Raw genomic sequence first — 19,985 nt, forward strand, 5'->3', positions numbered from 1 at the left:
CCTTATGCGATGTATACCGTCTTGCCTGTGGTCTCCATAATTTCTCGCTTAAACTGCTCTGCGTTTGAATTGTTATTGGATAAATGGATCAGCCAAATCCCTTTGACGTCCGATAGATCATTGGCTGTCAAAAACTCTTTCACATGTTCCAAACTAAAATGTGATTTCAAAAGTCGATTCTTTAGAACCCCTGGTACCAGTCCGGATTCAATATTTTCATTCAGGATATCTACTGAATAATTGCATTCCAGCATGATATGAGTCAGCCTCTGAAACTTGTACTTGATGTAGTAGGTATCCGTTGCGAATAGTAGTTTTTCTCCGGATTGATCCGCGATCAAAAATCCTAAAGGTTCAGCTGCATCGTGCTCCGTATCGAAGGGCAAAATTGTAAATGTTCCGATGCTGAACGGTTCTTTTTCTCGGACAAGCTTCATATGATGTCCTGTGAGCCCCAAAGCGGAAGCTGTTCCTGCACTAGTGTAAATGTCTATTCCTGCCTTTAAAACGTCACTGGCCGCCTTGCTGTGGTCGCCATGCTCATGTGAGATCAAGCATGCATCAACATCTGTCAGATGAAAGTTCAGTGCCTGCTGGATCCGTTTGATCTGTATGCCGCACTCTAGGAGCAAGGACGTTGTTCCGTCCCTTATGCGGTAGCAGTTACCGCTGCTCCCTGATGCTATAACTTGTATCTCCATTAGAACGGTGCCTTCTTTGACGCTTGCTCAAAGTCTCCTACAGGATCGTTCTCGACCGTCTGTGTCCTAGGTTTCGATTGTTTTTCTTGCTTCGGTTCTTCTACAGGATCCGGTTGAATATCAATAATCTCTTGGTTTGCTTTATGGCGAACTTCTTGATTAACTTCCGCTGTGATGTCCTTCCGTTCCGCTTGTGACTCTTCCTCTGTGTACATACTGCCGAGATTGCCCGGGAAGGCCTCACGCATCGCGTTCACAATCGCTGTCTTACGGATCATGTTGAGTGGCATCTGTTTCCAAGTTGCTTGTCCCTTGGAAAATTCATCAAAACTGATTTGTACTTTAACTGGAACCTTGCGATCATTACGGAAGACCTTTGCCCATCCGCCGATTAATTTATCAGTAGAAAGCTTAACCGCACCCTCCAAATTGACGATCTCACCGCCCCGATCAACCATGATTCCTGCTTCTAACCCGGCATAATGCTCGTTAGCTTCCGCGCGTTTCATGAACGCTTCCTTACTTGTGATGATTTGAGCCGGCGCTCCTTTAAATTTCACTAGGTACGCCTCATTCAGAAATGGATTCAACTTTTGGTATTTGCATAAGTTGATGAACATTACAACCTCTTGCTTAGTAACCTGTTCATTACCACGGACTAGATATTGCACGACTGTTGCCGAGTCTAATTTAACTTTTTCGCCGTTCGCTTCAAACTCAGTATTTATCAGATCATTTCTCTGTTCGTTTGCCATCAGATAACCGCCTCCTCAACTGGTTTTTCTTCTTGCTCAACTCTCAGCTGCTTGTCCGCTTCTGAAACAATCAGACTGATGATCTGTGCATCGATATCGATCAGCTTTGTAACCGCTTCACGGTTATCGATAAAGATTGGAGCTGACAGACCTTTAAACTCCGAAAGAGTATTAATGATATCAAGCCCGACATTGATCTTGGCTGCGTTATTCAGAGCGTTATAGGGCACGCCTTGATAAGTGGTTTCGCAGACTTCATTCAACCCGCCGTTGATCTGTTCTGCGAATAATTTGAACCGCGCCATTTTGAACTTTGAATTGATACGATCCTCGAGTAAATTCACTTTGGTTTTAATGAACTCTTCCGTCAGATTCAATTCGTACTCAGTACGTTCAAATTCTTTAGCCAAACGTTTTTCGTGTTCTTCAAGCTCAGCAATCCGCTTGTCGATCCGGCGCGCGGAATCAAACTTGAGTAATGCTGTTTCAGTTGAAGCAAGTTGCCCTTTCAGATCTCGTTTCTTTTCGTTCTCAGCCATGATTGCATCATCTGTTGATGCCTGCAGGCCCTTAATTTCAAGTTCAAGCGTCTTAATTTGTTTCTGCGTTTGTTGATATTCCGGATCATCCATGATGCTCTTCGTTCCAGCATTCAGCTTATCGATTTGCTCCTGCAGGTTGTCCATGACTTTTTTTGTAACATCAGCTGATTCTCCGAACTGAGCAACATCAACACCATTCTCTTCATTTGCTCTGTTCAGCCGCTTAATTTCTTCAACGAGTTCCTTACCTTGGCGCTGAATTTCTTCTAGCTTCTTAGCCTTAATCCTGTTGAATTCAGCTTCTGCATGCGTCTTCGCATCTTCTACACGATCCACAGGAAGCTCTTGCCCACAAGCTGCACATACAGTTTCACCTGTAAATTCAAATTGCTTTGCGTCTTCGCTCGCCCAGTTTAATCGAAGTTCTTCAGCTTTTTCCCCGTTCTGCTTTATGCGCCGTTCATTCGATTTTATTTCTTCTTTTCGATCCGCAATCGTTCGAAGATATTGGTCGTGATCGCTCTTTTCCGCAAAGTATTTAGAACGTTTTTCATCGATTTCTTCATGAATACCTTTTTGAAAATTGTTTCGGAGATCAAGCTGAATACCTTCGATCTTCCGAATCTCATTCCGCTTTTTGTCAACTTCACCGCCTGACCGGATCGCGCTGATCTTGTCGTCAATAGAATTAATCTGTTCCTGTAGGTCAGCCGCTTTAGCCGTTAGGCCCGCTTCACTCTGTCCATCCAATTCCGGTTTTGACTTCGTTGCTTCGTCAATTCGAATCGGGATTCGTTCAAGCTCCTGATTGATCTCTTTCCGCTTCGCCGCAATGATCTTTCTTAGGTCCTCAATGTCGTGACCATCAAGAATGTTAGGTAGATCAGCGAGCTCTTTGTTACTTGCAATCACATCTTCATCTGTCAGATTACCGCAGACACCGAGCAAAACTTTCCGCCTTTGCTTCCAGTTCAGTTGCTCATTAAAGTAGGTGGGCGAAGTAATGAGTTTGAACAGGTTCTCATTGCTCGACACAAGATCGGAAACCGTTTCATCAAATTCTTTCTTTTTCGCCGGCACGCCATTTACGAAATAGTCATTGGTGTGACCGCTGAATTCGCTCGTTGCGCTACCGCGCTTCTTCGTCCACTTTTCTTTGAAAACCTTCTGCAGTTCAAGTGGTCGTCCATCTACCAAGAATGAGACAGCAACCGAATGATCAAGATGGTGTTGCTCCTTGCCGGCGACATCCACTGTTTTAAGTTGAAAGTCTTTCTTATCAGCTGAATCCTTATCAAAAAGCACCCAAGTGAAAGCATCGAAGATTGTCGTCTTGCCTGTGGCATTGTCGCCAAACACATTCACGTTTGCGCTATTGGCATTCAGTTCAAATCTCTTGATACCCTTGAAATTTTCTATCAAAAGACTGTCTAGCGAAATTCGCTTTGTCATTTCCACACCTCCATTTGATTTATCACCGTGACCCCTGTTAAAATAAAGGGGATGAAACATTTACAAGTAGTTTTCAATTAAGAGCGCCCTGGCCGGCGTTCTTTTCGTTTGCTGTACAAACTTCATAAAGTCGATCAAGCCGATTAATTTCGCTCTGATTCGCTTGAAGCATTCCAGCGAAGAAACCTTTTTCCGCATCAGTAACACTTCTTAAAGACAGGTTTTTTGTTACTTTCAAATCATGTTCAGCAAGTTCTTTTTGGAAGAGAACCAGTTCAGTAAAATGGTTTCGTTCCATTTCATCACCCCCTCTCAGTGGTTCAAATAAACGTTCCTTGCTTGTTCAAAGGAGTTATCATCCATCACGCGTAACAAAGCGGCTTTCAACTTCGATTCCTGTTCTTCTGTGTAACCGAGACGATCAGCAGCAAGCGTTATATAACCGAAAAATGCTTGGTTGTAATAAGCAGAATCTTTTTCAGGCATTCAGTTCACCACGCTTTGCAATCGCCTTGAATTCGACCAGCTGCCGATAGAAAAAGCATTCTGCAACCGCCATGCCCTTGCGCTTCGCTTTCTCGTGCAGGTCTTCCAGTTCTGTGATTCGATTCAGGACTTCGTTCATCTTTTTCTCACCACGATTCGCATTATTTTCAGATGCTCTATTGTAGAAAGAAACGGTTGTTCCGGCTTATTGACCAGTGCGATCAGCTCGTCCATGCAGTTGCAAATTTCATCAATATTTGTGTCGGCGTCCTCCAATTCGCCAAGAGCGATTCTTAATTGCCATGCATGAAACATGCGCTCAATGCATTCGATACGTTCTTTAACCGCCGGTAAATCCTTATCTGAAAAATGTTCTTTCAGTTCGTCCGTGAAGAGGTTCATTACATCATCGCCGCCTTTTTCGGCTTATAGGTCATTGCCACGCCCTGAGTTAATGCCTTTGTTGACCAACGGCTTGTCAGGTCGTCAACATCTAAGTCAAATTCTCTCATTCCTGCGTAAAGGAATGTTTGCAATGCTCGATAAACGTCATAAACTTGCTGCCAATCATCTGTTTTCAGTACCGAAATCCGAGTTGGACGTAGGTTGCTGATCCAATGTCGAATCGTTCCGAGCTTGTCCTCTGCTTCGTCGATTTGCTCCTGCAAGTTGATCAGCGCCTCGGCTGCGTTGTCGTTTAATTCCGGCGTAATCGGCACCGCAGCCAGTGGATGTAGACTGTAAATGTACTGGACAAGGTCAATATGTTCGTAAGCTTTTAAAACCGTGAACCAGCGAATCATAAACTCTGGTGTTGCATTGATGTAGCCATTTTCAAAATCGCTGATTTGACGTTGAGTTTTGCCTAGACATTTGCCAATTGCTTCTTGACTTATTCCTGCCTCAATGCGATCGTCATGCATTATATTTTTCAAAATGTAGCGTGGATACGCTTTGTTCGTCATATGTTCGCCTCCAAATCTACTATTATTTTCCAGTTAAGATAGAATCATAAGTTGTTACTTTCATACCGCCGTCTTTCGGTATTCATCCAATCGCCGATAAAGCACTGGCGCATTCAGTTTCACCCATTCGGTGTTCTGCTCAATCCATAAGATAAGGAGATGCTTCGCAACTTTCGGACGACCAAGCTCACGTGTAACTGGGAAGTGCCGCGGATCATTTAACAGCTCAGATGCTTTGTTGTTCTTGATACCGCAATAGGATTCCAAATCAGCCTTTGAGAGTATCGGCGGCCAGTCACTGTAAACGCTCAATCGATCGGTGAGTTTCTCATAGGCACGATCAGCGATCTTGTCAGCCAACAAATTAATAAAATCGTCGTCAAATTCAGCTTTGAACACTTGTGTCGCCTCCTTTCAGTTGTGCTTGAGCGTGGCGATGGCTTGGACGATTTCTTTAACGTCCTCACTAAAGCCGTTACTCGCGATGATTTGGTTTGCTTCTTCAGCAAGGTTTTCAATCAGTTCTTTTTCGGCTTCAGTCATTTTTGATCCGCCTCCTTTTTGCTTTGTAATCAGGCATTGGGTAGATTGTTCATGCCGGAACACCGTTTTTCAAAAATTTATTTATGAAATATGGTTGTCCTTTGCCAGTAACTTTTGGCGTTTTAGATAGCGTTACAAATCCATTACTGTGCGTGATCGCTGTTTCTTTAATCCTAAAAAGACCCATTTCCATACTCTTTTGCGTTGGCATGTTGTAATCTGTTCCTTTACGCTTGATCAGATAGCCATTTTCACGCATCCAGCGAAACAATCGAGTAGCACCAATGTCGATTCCATTCTGCTTCAACATCTTTGCAAGATCGCCAATCAAGATGCACCCGTTACTGTCGGCTACGGAATCGGCAAACAGGACTTTTGGCTTCTGGATGTCAATCGTATTATTAAGTTCATTTATTTTGGCATTTGCGAATTCAAGCGCACGCTTCATGATCATTTCAGGACTGTTCCAAAGCATCTCAAGTTTTAAAAAATACTGTCGCGCTTCTTTGCCGCGTTGCGTTCTCTGAAGCATTGAAATTTCTTTAGCCATGTTGATTGTCATTTTGTGATCCTCGATCATTTGAAGATTTTGGGGGTGTACCATTTGGTACGGGCTATAATCAACCCCTTCTGTGAAGCCATATCCGGTCATTCGCTCGAACCATTTTGAATATCTTTCTTTGATTAGAAGAAATTCGTAAAGTTCATGACCATGAACTTTCAATTCACCATTTTCTGTTTGATGAGTAGGGATAAGCTGGTTCATTAGATCACTTCCTTTTCTTTATCTTTCGTAGCGTTTTTCGCTACATCCTGATCAAAAAAATATTCTGATGGAACTTTGAAAAAAATCGCTAGTGCATGTAACTCATCTGCCGAAAACTTAACGTGTCCAAGTTCTTTTCTGTTATAGGAATAAACGCTTTTAAACCTTAACAGTTCAGCAAGTTCTTCTTGAGATAACTTTTTTTCTTTTCTCAAATCCTTTATTTTCTCAAGGTTTAGAACTGCCATTCCTTATCACCTCCGTAGCGTTTTTTGCAACTCCATATTCATATTATATATTGCATTATTCGCTACGTCAATACTAAATTAGCGTTTTTCGCTATTTATTTTTGCATTAAACGCAAAGATGATAAAATTAAGGGGATGATTTTTTATGGGGGTAATTTTATTGAAAAAAGCCCTTGGTGATCGATTAAAAGAGTTGAGAGAATCAAAAAGACTAAGCCAAAAAGAGGCTGCTTCGCGATTCGGTATAACGAATTTTCAACTTTCTCGATACGAGACGGGGAAAGCAAATCCAGATCCTGATTTAATAGCAAAATTTGCCGAGTATTACGAGGTGACATCGGATTATTTATTAGGCTTATCGGACATAAAAAATCCCGAAAAACGGTCGGAAAGCCGCTTCTTCTTCGACTTAGATGATGCTACCGAGGAAGACTTAGAAGACCTTGAACAAGTGTACAAAATGCTTCAGCGTAGAAAACAAAAAAGACAAAATAAAGACAGCGATTGAAACCCACACCATGAAAAAAGACGCTCAAAGAGCGCCCGTTTAGGTGTGGGATTTTTATTATTATTGAGGTAGTACATATTTAATAGATAGATATTCATAGGGGGGATTTTATGAAGATAAAAGCACTTATTCTATTGACAGTTATTTCCACTTTAATTCTTTCGTCTTGTGGTCAGAGTGTAAACGGCATTCCAAAAGATCAATTTTCAACAGCAGAACAAGTCGCTTACGACTTCACAAAAGCAATGTACAGTGGTAAAGAATCGAACCAATATCGAGCAATGAATGATTTAATGTCAAAAGATAATAGCCTTATAGCTATGATGTCTTCTATGAAAGATGATGGCGTTTTTAGTGAACATTATTCTGACATTAAAGTCATGAAACTTATTAAAGAAAAAGAGAAAGGTGAAACGATCCGATATATCTTACTGAAGCTAACTAATGGCGAAGGTTCGCGAGAGAACATAGTCAGTGTTTATAAAACTAAGGTCCAGTTAATATTTGCGCCGAACGACAAAATCGGCAAAGAAGGCTTTGAACGATTACGTAAGAAGTTTTAAACGCTTAATCTATATAAATATTCATAGGGGGATATCGATGATTGCTTCCATTTCAATTATTACCGCCTTATCAATCGTATCTTTTTTTGTGGGAGCCGTTTTGATGATTCCTAAGAAAATGAGAAAAAAGGGTGTGAAATTATTTGCGGCAAGTATAGTTATTTTTGCTGTGTGTGTCGTTACATCGCTTTTCTTCAATGAAGATGATAAGCCGTCTAGTGATAACTCTAATTCGAAAGCATCAGATAGTATTTATTTAACGAAAGATGATGAAGAAGCTCTAGCATCCGCTCAATCTTCCGCTAATCAGGAAACATTAAAAACAAAAATAAAATCTTCAGCTAAGCCTCAAATAGGCAAAGTTGAAGAAGTCGATATTAATGACGATACTGGAAAAAATGATGGTGGAAAAATCGTCCTCATTCATATCAAATCAAACGAAGCTACCAAACGAGTAGCACTTTACCAAACATCCTTAATTATGAGCAAAGAATTCAAAATCAAGAAAGTCAATGAAGTCGTAGTCTTTTGGGATGCTGATGTAGTGGATAAATACGGTAAAAAATCAGTCGGAACGTTGGCCAAGGTTGGGCTGACAAAAAGCGTCGCTAAGAAGATCCAATGGGATTCATTTGACTACACCCAATATCCTAATATTACTGATAACTACTACATGAGCAAACTATTAAAATAACGTTTTTCAACCACACAGAGAAAGGAATACCCCTTTGATCTACACATCGTTCCGCTTCCCCTACTTAGGTATTTTGCCGCAAGGCATTTACATAAATAAGACGAAATTATGGAGGAAATCATGAAAAGAATTACCGCACTACTACTGTCCATTTTAATCTCAATATCGCTTGTAGCTTGCAGTTCCACTAGCGCTACCGACAACAGCGATAGTTCGAGCACAGTAAAAACTGAATCAGTTGCTAAAGATTCAAGCTCTGCATCATCCAATTCATCATCGAGCGCTGATAGTTTATCGGATAGTTCTTCTTATTCTTCCCAAACGACATCAGTTGATAGCTCGTCGTCTCAAGCATCAAAACCAAAGACTGCAGCAGATGCAGTTAAAGAACTTGTCACCGCAACCGTAACAAAAGAAGTTGACGGCGATACGCTCCACGTTAACTTTAAAGGCAAAGACGAAACGATCCGCATGTTGCTGATCGATACACCGGAAACACATAAACCAGGTACACCGGTGCAGCCTTTTGGGATTAAGGCGTCTGCATTCGCTGTCGGTCAAATGCCGGTCGGAACCAAGATTAAGTTGGAGATCGGTAAGAAAGGATACGAACGTGACAAATATGGACGCCTGCTCGCCTTCATCTACCTTCCGAATGGTCAACTTTACAATGAAAAGATTGTACGCAAAGGACTTGCCCGCGTTGCTTACATCTATCCACCAAACACACAGCACTTGGACAAACTGAATGCAGCTCAAAACTATGCTAAAAATAATAAACTAGGCATTTGGTCAATTAATGGATATGTGACAGATTCAGGCTTCAATACGCCAAAGGCTGCAGGTACAGTGAAGAAAAAAGATACAACAACATCATCAAACAACAATTCAAGTAACAGCAGTTCTCAAAAATCAGTTGCGGTAACTCCAAAAAAAGAGCGCGCCATCAAATAATAACAACGCTAATAAACCCGCTGCTTCCAATTCCACCAGTTCAACCAAGCCCTTTGAAAACAATCCGGCTGATGACCAGGAGCAGAGCACGCAGTACAGAGGAAAAATAAAAGGTAATGCAAATACAAAGATTTATCACGTTCCTGGAGGTGCGTATTACGACCGAACGCAGGACAATATCGTGTGGTTTAATACTGAGCAAGATGCGATCAATGCCGGGTATCGAAGATCGAAGAGATAACACATAAACATAAATTGCCCTTTACGGGCTTTTCTTTTTGCTCTATAATCGAACATATGTTCTTGAAATATTGAGGTGATTAATTTGAACAAACCATACACTCCTCCACTTGTGGAAAAATGGGTATCTGACACCCTTATAAAAGCCGGTATCCTCTATCCTAGTGATATATGCTCGAGTAAAATTTGCAAAGCTTTCGATATTGAGTACACTAATCATTTTGGTATTGCCGGATCCAAAACTAATGAGCTAGGTTCTTTTATCGTAACCGATGAGCGGCTACAGCTTCCTGAACAACATGAACAGTTTTTGCACGAACTCGGTCATGTGCTACGCCATTATGGCGATCAAACCAACATGCCCCAATCTCTTCGGGAATACCAAGAGTGGGACGCCAATTTATTTGCGATGTATGCCGCTATCCCCTTCCATATGATCGATTTTAGCAAGCCATACACTATGAACAGCATCATGGAGGAATTTAACGTCACAAAGGCGCTAGCGCATAAACGGATCGAAGATATCCGTCAGAAAACCTACTGGGAGCAGCGCCGTCAGCGAGAACGGTACGTTCCAGTATTCAAACCCTTCGCTCTTCAAAACTGCTCAGACGAAACAAAAAGGATTATGAAGCAGCTTTCAAAACAAACAGGAGCAAAACTTGTATGAACACATTGATTTATGATATTGGTTCTGATGATGTAAAGCGGCCTATTTGGCTAAAAGTGCCATTACGCGAGGCGACACAAGTTGAAAACAAGCTATACATCGATGCGCTGAACTACGACTCAATATTTATTGGAGAATATATTGATGACTCAATCGGGTGTAGTATTTCCCTTGCCGAACTCACCACTGGAAGAAGATACGAGGAGATTGGCATTGACTTATTAATGGTTAAACAGCGTATTGGTTCAGTAATTGAAGAAATCGACCACTTTATCATACTTGTTGCCGACGTCATCCAAATCCAGTCAAACAGTTGCTATTTATTTGATGATATACCTAAATTAATTATCTGATAACCATATTCCAGCATATTTATGCTCTTTTATTAGTGTTCGCTGATTAATATGCTTGTCATAATCTTTTTTCTTACAGGAGGTTTTAGTCGTGGCGTACTTTAGAAAAATACCTGCCAAAAATTCAAAAGGATATACTTGGGGATTTACGATTAACCTTCCCAATGATCCAATGACTGGTAAACGCCGACAACTCAGTCGAAGAGGATTTGAAACGAAAAAAGAAGCCGAGCGCAAAGTAGCGGATTTGCTCGATAAAGCTAATCAGGGTATCAATGTTCAGGCGGGGAATATCAAGATTGAAGATTACGCTAAAAAATACTTGAAATCGAAAAAAGGACGTATTGCCGAAACCACTTTTATTCAATATAGAGGAAAAATAAATAATTATATTGTTCCTTTTCTTGGCAGCATAACACTAGAAAAACTGAATGCTAGGCATGCTGAGGAGTTTCTAGACTATCTAATCGAAGAGACGGATTTAAATAATGTATCCATTAATAAAGCGCTGAATATAGTTCGATCTATGATTAAAAAAGCTGTAACGGAACGGATCATCTTCTTTAATCCATTTTCATTAATTAAAAATCTGAAAGAAGATAAGCACATGAAGACCTGGACATTTGAGGAGTCAGAAAAGCTTTTGAAATATATTAATCGTCATCATACTTCTATGTACTCAAATTTTATTGGTGTTGCACTAAATACAGGGATGCGCAAAGGCGAAGTTCTTGGTTTGAGAAAAAGAGATATTGATTTTAAATCCAAACAAATTCATGTTAATCAAAGTGTTTACGAAATGCAAGGCGGAGCGTTTGTTTGTTCGCCAAAGACCTCGTACTCAAAGCGTACAATCCTATTTGACGAAACGATTGAAAAATATTTAAAGGATCAAATAAGTAAACAAGGTGCATTAAAATTGCTTTATGGAAAAAAATACAATGACAATGACTTACTTTTTTGTTATGACGATGGTCGCCCGATGCGGCCAACAAACATCAATAAATTTTTTAATCGTATAATTAAAGCTGCAGGCGTGCCCAAGATTAGAATACATGATATGCGACACACGCACGCTACCCAGCTTCTTGAACTTGGAGTAAATCCTAAAATTGTAAGTGAACGTTTGGGTCATGCAAGCGTAAAAATCACTCTTGATCTTTATTCCCATGTTAAACCGGAAATGCAGGTTCAAGGTGTTGCTCTTCTCTCCGAACGACTGAATATGAACAAAAATAAAATGAATGTGGTCAAATAGTGGTCGGTTTCAATGTAATGCATCCGATAAACATTGATATAACAATGTTTCTTGCTTCTAATCATAATCATATCCGGGTCATGGCGAAGCAATGCGCGAAAGCCCTCCGCATAGGTAAAATGTGCTTTTTCATTAACTTCCATTTGGACGAAGGCATCGTTCTTTTTTTCAATTGGATCTTCAATTGTAATGACACGTGCACGATAACGGCGCTGCAAGGTTGAAAGGATGGAGTAGAGCGTGGTTGTTTTCCCGGATCCTGTCGGCCCTGAAATTAAAATCAACCCGCTGTCATAAGAAAGGAGCGAGCATAAAGCTTTCTTGGCTTCTTCAAATACAGTTAAATCATCAATGGGCAGCTCAGTTTGTTGAGGAAGCAGCCGAATCACTAGGCTTTCTTCATTTGCAGTGGGAAGGATCGATGCGCGCAAATATACAAGATCGTGATTAATCACAACCCGCATACCTCCGCTTTGCGGGAGACGGCGTTCACCAATGTCCATCCCGCAACAAAATTTGAAATGATTGATGATTTGTTCTGCAGAACTGGGCTTAAGGACGCTGAGTTCATAAAGATACCCATTAATTCTTAACTCAACCAGTGTGTCTTTCTCGCGCGGCGTAAAGTGAAGGTCAGAAGCACCGGATTCATGGGCACGCTTTAATAAATCTCGACTTTTCTCAAGGGTACTGCTGTCGATTTCCGACACAAGTTCACCTGCTTTCCTTTTGTTTGTGCAGGCCGACTTGATCTCGAAATACAGGGGTTTACTATATATTAATTCACCGCGTAAGGTTTCATTTCCTTTTTGAAAAGCTAACTTTTAAAAAAAGAGAGGAAAAAATTGCGTATCCTTTAAATTGATAATGGCAGGCAAAAAACGCTCATTTCGAATGAGCGATTGATCCAACCTATTAGCTTATTCAAGGAATCCTATGAGGCGTCTGCTTCTTTTCAAGGACAAAGGGCTGATCCGCTCGTCCGGTTATTCGTGTATTTGGTTTTACGTACGTACCTTGTCCGACAATCACATGTTTTAAGTACACATTTTCGCCAATGATGCAATCCTCCAAGATGATGGAGTCTTCAAGATTCGTTCCTTCATAAACTGAAACATTTCGATTCACTATCGAATGACGGATACAGCCATTCACCCGACACCCCTCACCGATTAACGCATGATATGGTGCAGCCTTAGGTCCATAATAGGCGGGGACTTCGTTTTTCATCTTTGTCCCTATCTGATGGCTGCCTCCCAAAAGGGCAATCCGGTTCGCATCCTTGAGCATATCCATATTTGCATCATAATACGCTTTTATTGACTGGATTTTTTTCATATAACCTGTATATTCAAATCCATAAGTGGAAAATTCTGCAACCGCCTGGTGCAGCGCTTCACGCAAATAGTACACTTCATTTCTTGCAACTGAACAGCGTACAACTTTTATAAAAAGCGATGCTTTCATGCAATAAATTTCCATGTTTATCGGCACCCGTTTTTTGTCCAACGTTTCTTCTGAGACCATCCCCTTGATTCTTCCATTTTTGCTCATGTCCAGTTCTACAATCGGAAGGCTTTCACCCTCACTTCGCCGCGCCGTTTTATAGACAACGGTAATGGCTGCTTTTTGTTCGAGATGATTTTGCAATAAGGCGCGCAAGTCGATATTACACAGAACCTGTGCCCCCAAGACGACGACATAGTCTGAATCTGATTTTTCAACAAATTCAAGGTTGTCATAATAATTAACAAGATCTTCATGATTCTGTCCGTACCGTGATTGATCAATTCCCGGTGCAAAAAAGAAAAGGTCTCCGCTGATTCCATCGAGATCCCAATCGCTGCCGCTGCGAACATGATTATAAATGGAACGGTATTGTTCGTTCATAAAAATACCGATCGACTCGGATCCGGCTGCAGTAAGATTCGACAATGGAAAATCAATCAGTCGGTAACTGCCGCAAAACGGAAGTGCTGCCAAAGGTTTGCTGACCGTTAAAAGCCTTGACGTTTCCATTGAGTCCGATAAATTAATTATGCCGCAAATCTTTTGATTCCTCAGTTTGATCAGCTCCTCATCCCGCTACAAATGCAAAACAAAAAAGTATACCATAACTTTATGCGTCGAACAGGGAATCAGAATAAAAAAAGAAGAACAGCTGCTTAAGCTAGCTCTTCTTCAAGAAAACCTCTTTAATTGATATAATTGAGCGGATTCACCGCACCATTGTGCGGCGGCGGTGTCCAACGTCCATTATAGACTTCAAAATGCAAATGTGATCCGAACGACTCACCGGTACTCCCCATTGCACCAATCGTCTGTCCTTGCGAGACGCTTTGTCCCTCTGATACATTGATCGCTGACAAATGGGCATATACGGTTGTCATGAGCTGTCCATTGATCACATGAGAAATCATAATACAATTTCCATAACTGGACGATTGATAAGCTCTGAAGACAATCCCGTCGGCTGCCGCATGAATTGGCGTACCTGTACTGTTCGCAATGTCAATTCCCGGATGAAATCCATGATCAAATGAACGGTAGCCGAAACCTGACGAGATATAACCCGCGGCGGGTCTGATGAATTGAGCACTCGTATTTGCCGAAGAAACCGTTTCAGCAGATGTTTGCTGAGCATTCTCAACCGTGCCGCTGCTCTGATTCGAATCTGAGTCGGCTGCTGCAGATGTACTGCTATCTGCAGCATTCTTCGCAATTGCTGTATTCGTCCGCTCTGCTTTTGCTTTTGCCGCTTCTCTTTCCGTTTTTGCCTTCGCCTCTGCTTCTGCCTTCGCCTTTGCTTCAGCTTCTGCTTTTGCTTTTGCCGCTGCCAAATCGTCAAGCTGCTTTTTAACTACAGATTCTTGGGCACTCAATATGTCATGTTGTTCGCTTGTCGAAAAAACAGTTTTTTCAATGTCATCCGCTTGGTTTTGAAGATCTTTAAGTAAGCCTTGTTTATGATTATTCTCCTTATCTAAACTGGTTTTCATCGTGGTTAAGTTATGTAACGCGTTCGTTGTTTGCGCGAGAACATTCTGCAGCTTTTCTTTGCTGTTTTGTTGAACTTGTTTATCCTTTTTTTGATCGTTAATGATTCGATTATCCTGATCTGTAATCATTTTAAGGGCCAGCAAGCGGTCAAGAAAATTGCCAAAGCTCTTCGCGCCCATGAGGACATCGAGATAGTTTACCGCCCCGCCGCTAATATACATCGTTCGAATCCGCCCGCGAAGAATCTCGCCCCTTGCGTCAATACGCTGATTAATCTTATTAATCGTCTTTTTCAATTGCTCCATTTTCAGTTTATTTTGATCGATAACCGTTTGTGTGCTGCTGATTCTTCCGTTTAAGGTACTGATCTTCTTATCGGTAGCTTTGATCGCTTCAACCACCGTGTCTTGCTTGTTCTGATTTTTCGAGAGTTTTTGCTTTGATTTTGAAAGATTTTCCTTATTCTTTTGTTTTTGATCTTGAATCGTGTTCAATTTATCTTTTAATTGAGATTGGGTCGTTGCCGCGAAAACCGGTCCGCTGCTGACACTTAACACAAGCGAACATGAGAGGCATACTGATGCGACAATTTTTAACTTCGGTACATTCATTTATTCAAACCCCTTACGCAAACTCAGTTTATCAACTGATTCATTCGCCAACTGCGAAACAATGAAACAATGATTCTATCAATTTCAACATACTTCTTATTATAACAACAGATTCGCCGATCGTCCGACACAATTCGATTACAACTTTGTTTCAGTTGACGAATATTTAGTAAGAATTGTTAATTATGTGTATCAACGATTGAAATTTTCTGTCCACTCCAGGATCTTCCTTGTTTCTTTTTCTTGCAAAGAAAAATCTCACAGCCATGACTGACTGTGAGACACCTGGTACCTATAAAAAAACGATGCTCGTTTTTAGGCGATGATTTAATAGCCAAGTTCCCGATTCACTTGGTTTCTCAATGGTTTACCCGTGATGAAGTTTGTTACATTCTTCGCAACTAAATCATTTCTTTTTTTATATTTTCCCGGTCCAACACCTAAGGAATGGGAAGTAATAAGAATGTTCGGCAAATCCCACAAAGGATGATTTTCAGGCAGCGGTTCCTCAGCCGTTACATCGAGGGCTGCCCCACCGACTTTTCCGGAATGGACTGCGTCAATCAAGGCGCGCTCATCAACAGTCCCGCCTCTTCCGACATTGATAAATTGTACGCCGTCCTTCATCGCAGCAAATCGTTTCGCATCAAACAGATTCTTGGTTTCAGGAGTTAAAGGCAGCACATTGACCACGAAATCCGATTCATTGAGGACGGGATCCAAATCATCCAACGTATAAACAGCATCTGCATCCTCAGAAAGTCCGCTCAAGTTGCGCTTTACCGCAAGCACGCGCGCGCCAAATGCCTTCAAGCGATGTGCGATTTCCGAACCAATGTCTCCAAAGCCGATAATACCAAAGGTCGAACCGTCAATTTGCAAGCAACGATCCCCTTCGTGCCAAAGATGACGCTCCGTTTGCTTGACGTACAAGGGAATTTCTCGAATTAAAGCTAAAATTAAGGCAAGCGTATGCTCAGCACCGATCACACCGAATACGCCGCTTGAATTGGTGAGGGTAACTTCTTTAGCAAGATTGGGATGATGCGCAAAATGATTGGCTCCAGCACTTGGCAGCTGCAACCAACGTAAGTTCGGCATCTTCTTTAGCAATTCTGCTGACGGCGCACCGATGAACGCAACCGCATCCTCCAAAGAAACCGAATCGGGAACCGTATTTGCATCGAGTTGGACAAATTCATAGTGATCTTTAAACCGTTGTACAAGCTGCTCATACTCTGCTGCCGGCAATGAGAATTCTTGATCGAAGCCGAACACTATTTTATTCACTACCCGTCACCTGTCTTTCCTTTATTGTCAATTTTCCGAGATTACTTAATAGTATAGAGAAAAATAATCGATCCAGCTATCATCATGCTTGAAAACAAGTGTATTAATTTAATGCTAAAATTGCATTGAAAACTTCGCCAAACCAGGAACGTAAGCGCTATCTACCAATTGACAAGTCGATCTGAAAACGGCTACTATATAGTTCCAAACACCTGATGTTTCCAACACAAATAGAAAAAATCAGATCGTTATGTTTATTAAGGAGAGAAAGAAAATGGCCTTGCAGCTTATTTCACGAATTGCCCCTCAAGAATATGTATTAGAAAAAGGTGCCTATGATCGGCTTGCACCTGAACTTAAATCGCGTTTCATTCACCGTGTGATCTTGCTTCACGGAACCAAATCAATGCAAAAAGCAGCACCATATCTTCCCGATCTATCCCAGCAAGGGATCGAGGTCATTGATGTCTCCTTTAACGGTGAATGCTCGAAAAGTGAAATTCAACGCATGATCGACCTCATTCACAGCAAACAGGCCGATGCAATTATTGGTCTAGGCGGCGGTAAAGTTATGGATACCGCAAAGGCCGCAGCATATAAAGCCGGCGCAGTACCCGTTATTTTGCTGCCAACGATGGCAAGCAACTGTGCGGCATGGTCTTGTCTTTCCGTACTGTATAAAGATAACGGAGAATGTATTGGCCATGAAATTTATCAAAATCAAACTTTTCTTCTTTTGGTCGAGCCTCGTGTTATCTTTGATTCACCGATCGATTATTTTATCGCCGGAGTCGCAGATACCATTGCCAAGTGGTATGAAGCAGACCTTCTATTAAAAAATGCCGACCGTAACAGTCTTGCACTTCGTTTTTCTCGTGAAGCAGCTCGTCAATGCTTAGAAATTCCGCTAAATCATGCGGAACAAGCCATTGAGGATATGAAACAGGGAAAGCTCTCCGATGAATGGATTGAAGTCATGGAGACCAATATCATGGCAAGTGGGTTAGTTGGCGGATTTGGCGATGAATACGCCCGCGCGACTGCAGCTCATGCCGTTCATGATGCGTTGACCATTCGCAAAGAAACACACCATCTGCTTCATGGTATTAAAGTTGCATATGGTATTATGGTTGAACTCGTTATTGAAAAGAAATACGATGAAATGACTCGTCTTCTCCCATTTTATCGGGCACTTAAGCTTCCGTTTTGCCTAGAAGATCTATCGCTGGGTGCGCTAACCGACCAAGAAATTCATGACATCGCTGATTCATCGGTTCATAAACCTTTTTCCCTTATGGATATGCACCCGCTGAGTCCTTCAGTTGAAACGGTCTATCAAGCAATGATTGAATTGGAAAAATGGGCGGAACAAAATAAAGTGAAATAACCAGCGCATGATGAAGCAGCACCGGAGGCAAAACATCCCCCGGTGCTTTATTATTGTTCTCATCAAACGATGACCCTTTGAAATCGTGCTCAATGTCCGGCAAGCAAAAAGACCGACGATTCTCAGCTCTCTGTCACAATCGATCCTCTGTTTTTCCTAAATTCATCCTTTCAAATCCAGATCCAGTTCAACCGGACAATGATCCGATCCATATATATCTGTTAAAATTCTTGCGTCGCGAATACTGCTGCTCAAGCGTTTGGACAAAACAAAATAATCAATGCGCCATCCGATATTCCGTTCCCTCGCATTAAATAGAAATGACCACCACGAATAGGCATCTGTGCGCTCCGGATATAAATGGCGAAAACTATCAACAAAACCGTTATTAAGTAAAGCGGTAAAGTCCTCACGTTCCTCGATCGTGAATCCTGAATTTCCTTTGTTGTTCTTGGGATAGGTCAAATCAATCGCTTGATGGGCGACATTCAAATCACCACAAAAAATAACCGGCTTATTCTCGTCCAGCCGCTTTATATATTCGGTAAAGGCTGCGCCCCATTCCAAGCGATAAGCAAGCCGCGTCAAGTCTCTTTTTGCATTCGGTGTATAGACTGTGACCAAATAATAATCTTCATACTCCAAAGTAATCAATCGTCCCTCTTGATCATGTACCTCAATCCCCATTCCATAGGTGACACGAAGGGGTTTATTTTTTGTAAAAATAGCAGTACCCGAATAGCCTTTGCGAACGGCATCATTCCAAAATTGATGATATCCTGGTGTATCGATCTGTACTTGATCCTGGTGGAGCTTCGTTTCTTGAATACACAGTGCATCAGCTCCTGTTTCTTTAAGCCATGAAAAAACATCCATTTTGCGCTGAAGCGCGCGAAAACCGTTGACATTCCATGAAATGAACTTCATTCGTTTCTCCTAATTGATTAATTTTTCTGCCGATGAACTGGGTTTAATCCATAGTTTACTAAAGTCCGCCCAACCGAACGCATTCAATCGGATTCCTGATAATGCTGCATTGAAGGTGATTTCTTTGCGGCTGTGGTATAAATAGATCAACAGCTGTTCGCTATTGAGATACCTTTCCAATTGTTCAAAAGCTTCTTGTCTCATTTTTGCCGTGCCTGCCTGGATAAACAAATCCATGAATTGATCAACACGGGCTAATCGCTTTGGATCAAGCATTCTGCGAATTAAGCCGCTTTGATCCTTAAATAGATGAATCAATCCCAGCTCTACATTTTCCTCAAGCACTTCTCCGCCAAGAATGATATCGGCATTTTCAACAAACTGATCATTATAAAATTGATCCATCGGCCAAGGGATAGGTTCCAGACACACCCCAAATCGTGCTAGAGCATTTTTAATCCACGCGGCATCAACAGCAACAGGCTGATGATTAAAATAATAGAGTTTTAATCGTTCGCCTTGATAAACACTTCGCCCAAGACATTCCTCTATTCGTTTTGCATCTCCAACCGCTTTCAACCTGCGTTCCGAATTGTTTGGAATAAAACTGTTTGACGGGCTGTATCTGTCGCCGCAGAGTTCGCGAAGCATTTTGTTGCGGTCAATCGCCGTGTTCATCGCTAGCCGCAACCACTTATCCTGAAGAGGACCCGATCTATTAAGATTATAAATCATGTAGCTGCTGCCCTTTTCTTCAAAGCGCTTTGCATGTGTAGCGTGATCCGCCTGAATTTGCGCTACGTCATACATTTTTTTCGCGCCGACAAGTTTGGGTGCAACGTACAATTCAATCCGATCAAGCAGCGCGCGTTCACGGAAATAATCGGCAAACCGTGCCAATATGAGCAGCTGATTGCTATAGTGTACAATTTTAAACGGTCCGGTACCAATCATTTGTTTTGGGTGATACCCCGCATCAATACAACGGACCTTAGTGCGGATCAAGCAGCCGAGCTCATCAAAACCACCTTTTATCTGGCATAAGAAAAACCCGAAGCTGCGTGAATTGTAT

General features: G+C 41.7%; 27 protein-coding genes. 9 read left to right on the forward strand and 18 right to left on the reverse strand.

What is annotated here, in order from left to right; genetic code table 11:
• Positions 1 to 2: 2 nt before the first annotated feature.
• From K7399_RS06600 to K7399_RS06650, 12 genes are all read right to left on the reverse strand, one after another.
• Complete coding sequence (locus tag K7399_RS06600) at positions 3 to 701, reverse strand: MBL fold metallo-hydrolase (protein ID WP_223362551.1); 699 nt, start codon at positions 699 to 701, stop codon at positions 3 to 5.
• Positions 701 to 1,456 (reverse strand): phage recombination protein Bet, encoded by a 756-nt coding sequence (gene bet, locus K7399_RS06605; protein ID WP_223362552.1) that lies wholly within the window; start codon positions 1,454 to 1,456, stop codon positions 701 to 703. The genes K7399_RS06600 and bet overlap by 1 nt, the downstream gene beginning before the upstream one ends.
• Positions 1,456 to 3,450, reverse strand: a complete 1,995-nt coding sequence (locus K7399_RS06610) for an ATP-binding protein (protein ID WP_223362553.1) — start codon at positions 3,448 to 3,450, stop codon at positions 1,456 to 1,458. Before K7399_RS06610 ends, bet begins: the two co-directional genes overlap by 1 nt.
• Before the next feature lie 73 nt (positions 3,451 to 3,523).
• Positions 3,524 to 3,748, reverse strand: coding sequence for a hypothetical protein (locus K7399_RS06615; RefSeq protein ID WP_223362554.1), 225 nt, complete (start codon positions 3,746 to 3,748; stop codon positions 3,524 to 3,526).
• Positions 3,749 to 3,762: 14 nt separating this feature from the next.
• Positions 3,763 to 3,936, reverse strand: a complete 174-nt coding sequence (locus K7399_RS06620; RefSeq protein ID WP_223362555.1) for a hypothetical protein — start codon at positions 3,934 to 3,936, stop codon at positions 3,763 to 3,765.
• Positions 3,929 to 4,075, reverse strand: a complete 147-nt coding sequence (locus tag K7399_RS06625) for a hypothetical protein (protein WP_223362556.1) — start codon at positions 4,073 to 4,075, stop codon at positions 3,929 to 3,931. The genes K7399_RS06620 and K7399_RS06625 overlap by 8 nt, the downstream gene beginning before the upstream one ends.
• Positions 4,072 to 4,338 (reverse strand): hypothetical protein, encoded by a 267-nt coding sequence (locus K7399_RS06630; protein ID WP_223362557.1) that lies wholly within the window; start codon positions 4,336 to 4,338, stop codon positions 4,072 to 4,074. The genes K7399_RS06625 and K7399_RS06630 overlap by 4 nt, the downstream gene beginning before the upstream one ends.
• Positions 4,338 to 4,901, reverse strand: coding sequence for a helix-turn-helix domain-containing protein (locus K7399_RS06635; protein WP_028976465.1), 564 nt, complete (start codon positions 4,899 to 4,901; stop codon positions 4,338 to 4,340). Before K7399_RS06635 ends, K7399_RS06630 begins: the two co-directional genes overlap by 1 nt.
• Before the next feature lie 60 nt (positions 4,902 to 4,961).
• Complete coding sequence (locus K7399_RS06640; RefSeq protein WP_051577830.1) at positions 4,962 to 5,300, reverse strand: hypothetical protein; 339 nt, start codon at positions 5,298 to 5,300, stop codon at positions 4,962 to 4,964.
• 15 nt (positions 5,301 to 5,315) lie between these two features.
• The gene (locus K7399_RS16145) at positions 5,316 to 5,444 is read right to left on the reverse strand and encodes a hypothetical protein (protein WP_263282760.1); all 129 of its coding nucleotides are present in this window, start codon (positions 5,442 to 5,444) and stop codon (positions 5,316 to 5,318) included.
• Between the two features lie 49 nt (positions 5,445 to 5,493).
• Positions 5,494 to 6,210, reverse strand: a complete 717-nt coding sequence (locus tag K7399_RS06645) for a phage antirepressor KilAC domain-containing protein (RefSeq protein WP_223362558.1) — start codon at positions 6,208 to 6,210, stop codon at positions 5,494 to 5,496.
• Positions 6,210 to 6,458: a helix-turn-helix domain-containing protein gene (locus tag K7399_RS06650; RefSeq protein WP_028976467.1), complete on the reverse strand. Its 249-nt coding sequence runs from the start codon at positions 6,456 to 6,458 to the stop codon at positions 6,210 to 6,212. Before K7399_RS06650 ends, K7399_RS06645 begins: the two co-directional genes overlap by 1 nt.
• Before the next feature lie 160 nt (positions 6,459 to 6,618).
• Between K7399_RS06650 and K7399_RS06655 the strand changes: the two genes are divergently transcribed.
• The 8 genes from K7399_RS06655 to K7399_RS06690 all read left to right on the forward strand — a co-directional run bounded on the left by K7399_RS06655 (position 6,619) and on the right by K7399_RS06690 (position 11,698).
• Positions 6,619 to 6,966 (forward strand): helix-turn-helix domain-containing protein, encoded by a 348-nt coding sequence (locus K7399_RS06655; RefSeq protein WP_223362559.1) that lies wholly within the window; start codon positions 6,619 to 6,621, stop codon positions 6,964 to 6,966.
• Positions 6,967 to 7,076: 110 nt separating this feature from the next.
• The gene (locus K7399_RS06660) at positions 7,077 to 7,529 is read left to right on the forward strand and encodes a hypothetical protein (RefSeq protein WP_028976469.1); all 453 of its coding nucleotides are present in this window, start codon (positions 7,077 to 7,079) and stop codon (positions 7,527 to 7,529) included.
• A 37-nt stretch (positions 7,530 to 7,566) separates the two neighbouring features.
• Complete coding sequence (locus K7399_RS06665) at positions 7,567 to 8,223, forward strand: hypothetical protein (RefSeq protein WP_028976470.1); 657 nt, start codon at positions 7,567 to 7,569, stop codon at positions 8,221 to 8,223.
• Between the two features lie 120 nt (positions 8,224 to 8,343).
• Positions 8,344 to 9,177 (forward strand): thermonuclease family protein, encoded by an 834-nt coding sequence (locus K7399_RS06670; protein ID WP_223362560.1) that lies wholly within the window; start codon positions 8,344 to 8,346, stop codon positions 9,175 to 9,177.
• Between the two features lie 106 nt (positions 9,178 to 9,283).
• On the forward strand, positions 9,284 to 9,418 hold the full coding sequence (locus K7399_RS16350; RefSeq protein WP_223362589.1) for a sunset domain-containing protein: 135 nt from the start codon (positions 9,284 to 9,286) through the stop codon (positions 9,416 to 9,418).
• An 84-nt stretch (positions 9,419 to 9,502) separates the two neighbouring features.
• Positions 9,503 to 10,087: an ImmA/IrrE family metallo-endopeptidase gene (locus tag K7399_RS06680; RefSeq protein ID WP_051577832.1), complete on the forward strand. Its 585-nt coding sequence runs from the start codon at positions 9,503 to 9,505 to the stop codon at positions 10,085 to 10,087.
• Positions 10,084 to 10,440, forward strand: coding sequence for a hypothetical protein (locus tag K7399_RS06685; protein ID WP_028976471.1), 357 nt, complete (start codon positions 10,084 to 10,086; stop codon positions 10,438 to 10,440). The genes K7399_RS06680 and K7399_RS06685 overlap by 4 nt, the downstream gene beginning before the upstream one ends.
• A gap of 91 nt (positions 10,441 to 10,531) precedes the next feature.
• On the forward strand, positions 10,532 to 11,698 hold the full coding sequence (locus K7399_RS06690) for a site-specific integrase (protein ID WP_223362561.1): 1,167 nt from the start codon (positions 10,532 to 10,534) through the stop codon (positions 11,696 to 11,698).
• Here K7399_RS06690 and K7399_RS06695 read toward each other — a convergent pair.
• The 4 genes from K7399_RS06695 to K7399_RS06710 all read right to left on the reverse strand — a co-directional run bounded on the left by K7399_RS06695 (position 11,632) and on the right by K7399_RS06710 (position 16,599).
• Positions 11,632 to 12,408, reverse strand: a complete 777-nt coding sequence (locus tag K7399_RS06695; RefSeq protein WP_223362562.1) for an ATPase, T2SS/T4P/T4SS family — start codon at positions 12,406 to 12,408, stop codon at positions 11,632 to 11,634. The genes K7399_RS06690 and K7399_RS06695 overlap by 67 nt on opposite strands.
• A gap of 214 nt (positions 12,409 to 12,622) precedes the next feature.
• Positions 12,623 to 13,771 carry a glucose-1-phosphate adenylyltransferase subunit GlgD gene (gene glgD / locus K7399_RS06700; protein WP_328286231.1) on the reverse strand — a complete coding sequence of 383 codons (1,149 nt, stop codon included), beginning with the start codon at positions 13,769 to 13,771 and terminating at the stop codon, positions 12,623 to 12,625.
• Positions 13,772 to 13,893: 122 nt separating this feature from the next.
• Positions 13,894 to 15,309 (reverse strand): murein hydrolase activator EnvC family protein, encoded by a 1,416-nt coding sequence (locus K7399_RS06705; RefSeq protein WP_028976472.1) that lies wholly within the window; start codon positions 15,307 to 15,309, stop codon positions 13,894 to 13,896.
• A gap of 327 nt (positions 15,310 to 15,636) precedes the next feature.
• Positions 15,637 to 16,599: a D-2-hydroxyacid dehydrogenase gene (locus K7399_RS06710; RefSeq protein ID WP_028976473.1), complete on the reverse strand. Its 963-nt coding sequence runs from the start codon at positions 16,597 to 16,599 to the stop codon at positions 15,637 to 15,639.
• A gap of 274 nt (positions 16,600 to 16,873) precedes the next feature.
• Here K7399_RS06710 and K7399_RS06715 point away from each other — a divergent pair, with 274 nt between their 5' ends.
• Entirely contained in the window at positions 16,874 to 17,986 is a 1,113-nt protein-coding gene (locus tag K7399_RS06715; protein WP_028976474.1) for an iron-containing alcohol dehydrogenase family protein, read from the forward strand.
• Between the two features lie 162 nt (positions 17,987 to 18,148).
• Here the strand turns inward: K7399_RS06715 and K7399_RS06720 are convergent, their stop codons facing one another.
• The gene (locus K7399_RS06720; RefSeq protein ID WP_028976475.1) at positions 18,149 to 18,913 is read right to left on the reverse strand and encodes an exodeoxyribonuclease III; all 765 of its coding nucleotides are present in this window, start codon (positions 18,911 to 18,913) and stop codon (positions 18,149 to 18,151) included.
• A gap of 9 nt (positions 18,914 to 18,922) precedes the next feature.
• Positions 18,923 to 19,918, reverse strand: a complete 996-nt coding sequence (locus K7399_RS06725; RefSeq protein WP_160168703.1) for an ABC transporter substrate-binding protein — start codon at positions 19,916 to 19,918, stop codon at positions 18,923 to 18,925.
• Positions 19,919 to 19,985: the final 67 nt, after the last annotated feature.

The sequence above is a fragment of the Sporolactobacillus terrae genome, assembly GCF_019930545.1.
Classification (GTDB): domain Bacteria; phylum Bacillota; class Bacilli; order Bacillales; family Sporolactobacillaceae; genus Sporolactobacillus; species Sporolactobacillus terrae.

Bases quoted from the DNA above. Each gene is read 5' to 3' on its own strand.
- K7399_RS06615 (WP_223362554.1), bottom strand. From the start codon at position 3,748: ATGGAACGAAACCATTTTACTGAACTGGTTCTCTTCCAAAAAGAACTT.
- K7399_RS06670 (WP_223362560.1), top strand. From the start codon at position 8,344: ATGAAAAGAATTACCGCACTACTACTGTCCATTTTAATCTCAATATCG.
- K7399_RS06630 (WP_223362557.1), bottom strand. From the start codon at position 4,338: ATGAACCTCTTCACGGACGAACTGAAAGAACATTTTTCAGATAAGGAT.
- K7399_RS06645 (WP_223362558.1), bottom strand. From the start codon at position 6,210: ATGAACCAGCTTATCCCTACTCATCAAACAGAAAATGGTGAATTGAAA.
- K7399_RS06665 (WP_028976470.1), top strand. From the start codon at position 7,567: ATGATTGCTTCCATTTCAATTATTACCGCCTTATCAATCGTATCTTTT.
- K7399_RS06625 (WP_223362556.1), bottom strand. From the start codon at position 4,075: ATGAACGAAGTCCTGAATCGAATCACAGAACTGGAAGACCTGCACGAG.
- K7399_RS06600 (WP_223362551.1), bottom strand. From the start codon at position 701: ATGGAGATACAAGTTATAGCATCAGGGAGCAGCGGTAACTGCTACCGC.
- bet (WP_223362552.1), bottom strand. From the start codon at position 1,456: ATGGCAAACGAACAGAGAAATGATCTGATAAATACTGAGTTTGAAGCG.
- K7399_RS06685 (WP_028976471.1), top strand. From the start codon at position 10,084: ATGAACACATTGATTTATGATATTGGTTCTGATGATGTAAAGCGGCCT.
- K7399_RS06715 (WP_028976474.1), top strand. From the start codon at position 16,874: ATGGCCTTGCAGCTTATTTCACGAATTGCCCCTCAAGAATATGTATTA.
- K7399_RS06635 (WP_028976465.1), bottom strand. From the start codon at position 4,901: ATGACGAACAAAGCGTATCCACGCTACATTTTGAAAAATATAATGCAT.
- K7399_RS06720 (WP_028976475.1), bottom strand. From the start codon at position 18,913: ATGAAGTTCATTTCATGGAATGTCAACGGTTTTCGCGCGCTTCAGCGC.
- K7399_RS06650 (WP_028976467.1), bottom strand. From the start codon at position 6,458: ATGGCAGTTCTAAACCTTGAGAAAATAAAGGATTTGAGAAAAGAAAAA.
- K7399_RS06660 (WP_028976469.1), top strand. From the start codon at position 7,077: ATGAAGATAAAAGCACTTATTCTATTGACAGTTATTTCCACTTTAATT.
- K7399_RS06620 (WP_223362555.1), bottom strand. From the start codon at position 3,936: ATGCCTGAAAAAGATTCTGCTTATTACAACCAAGCATTTTTCGGTTAT.
- K7399_RS16145 (WP_263282760.1), bottom strand. From the start codon at position 5,444: ATGACTGAAGCCGAAAAAGAACTGATTGAAAACCTTGCTGAAGAAGCA.
- K7399_RS06610 (WP_223362553.1), bottom strand. From the start codon at position 3,450: ATGACAAAGCGAATTTCGCTAGACAGTCTTTTGATAGAAAATTTCAAG.
- K7399_RS06705 (WP_028976472.1), bottom strand. From the start codon at position 15,309: ATGAATGTACCGAAGTTAAAAATTGTCGCATCAGTATGCCTCTCATGT.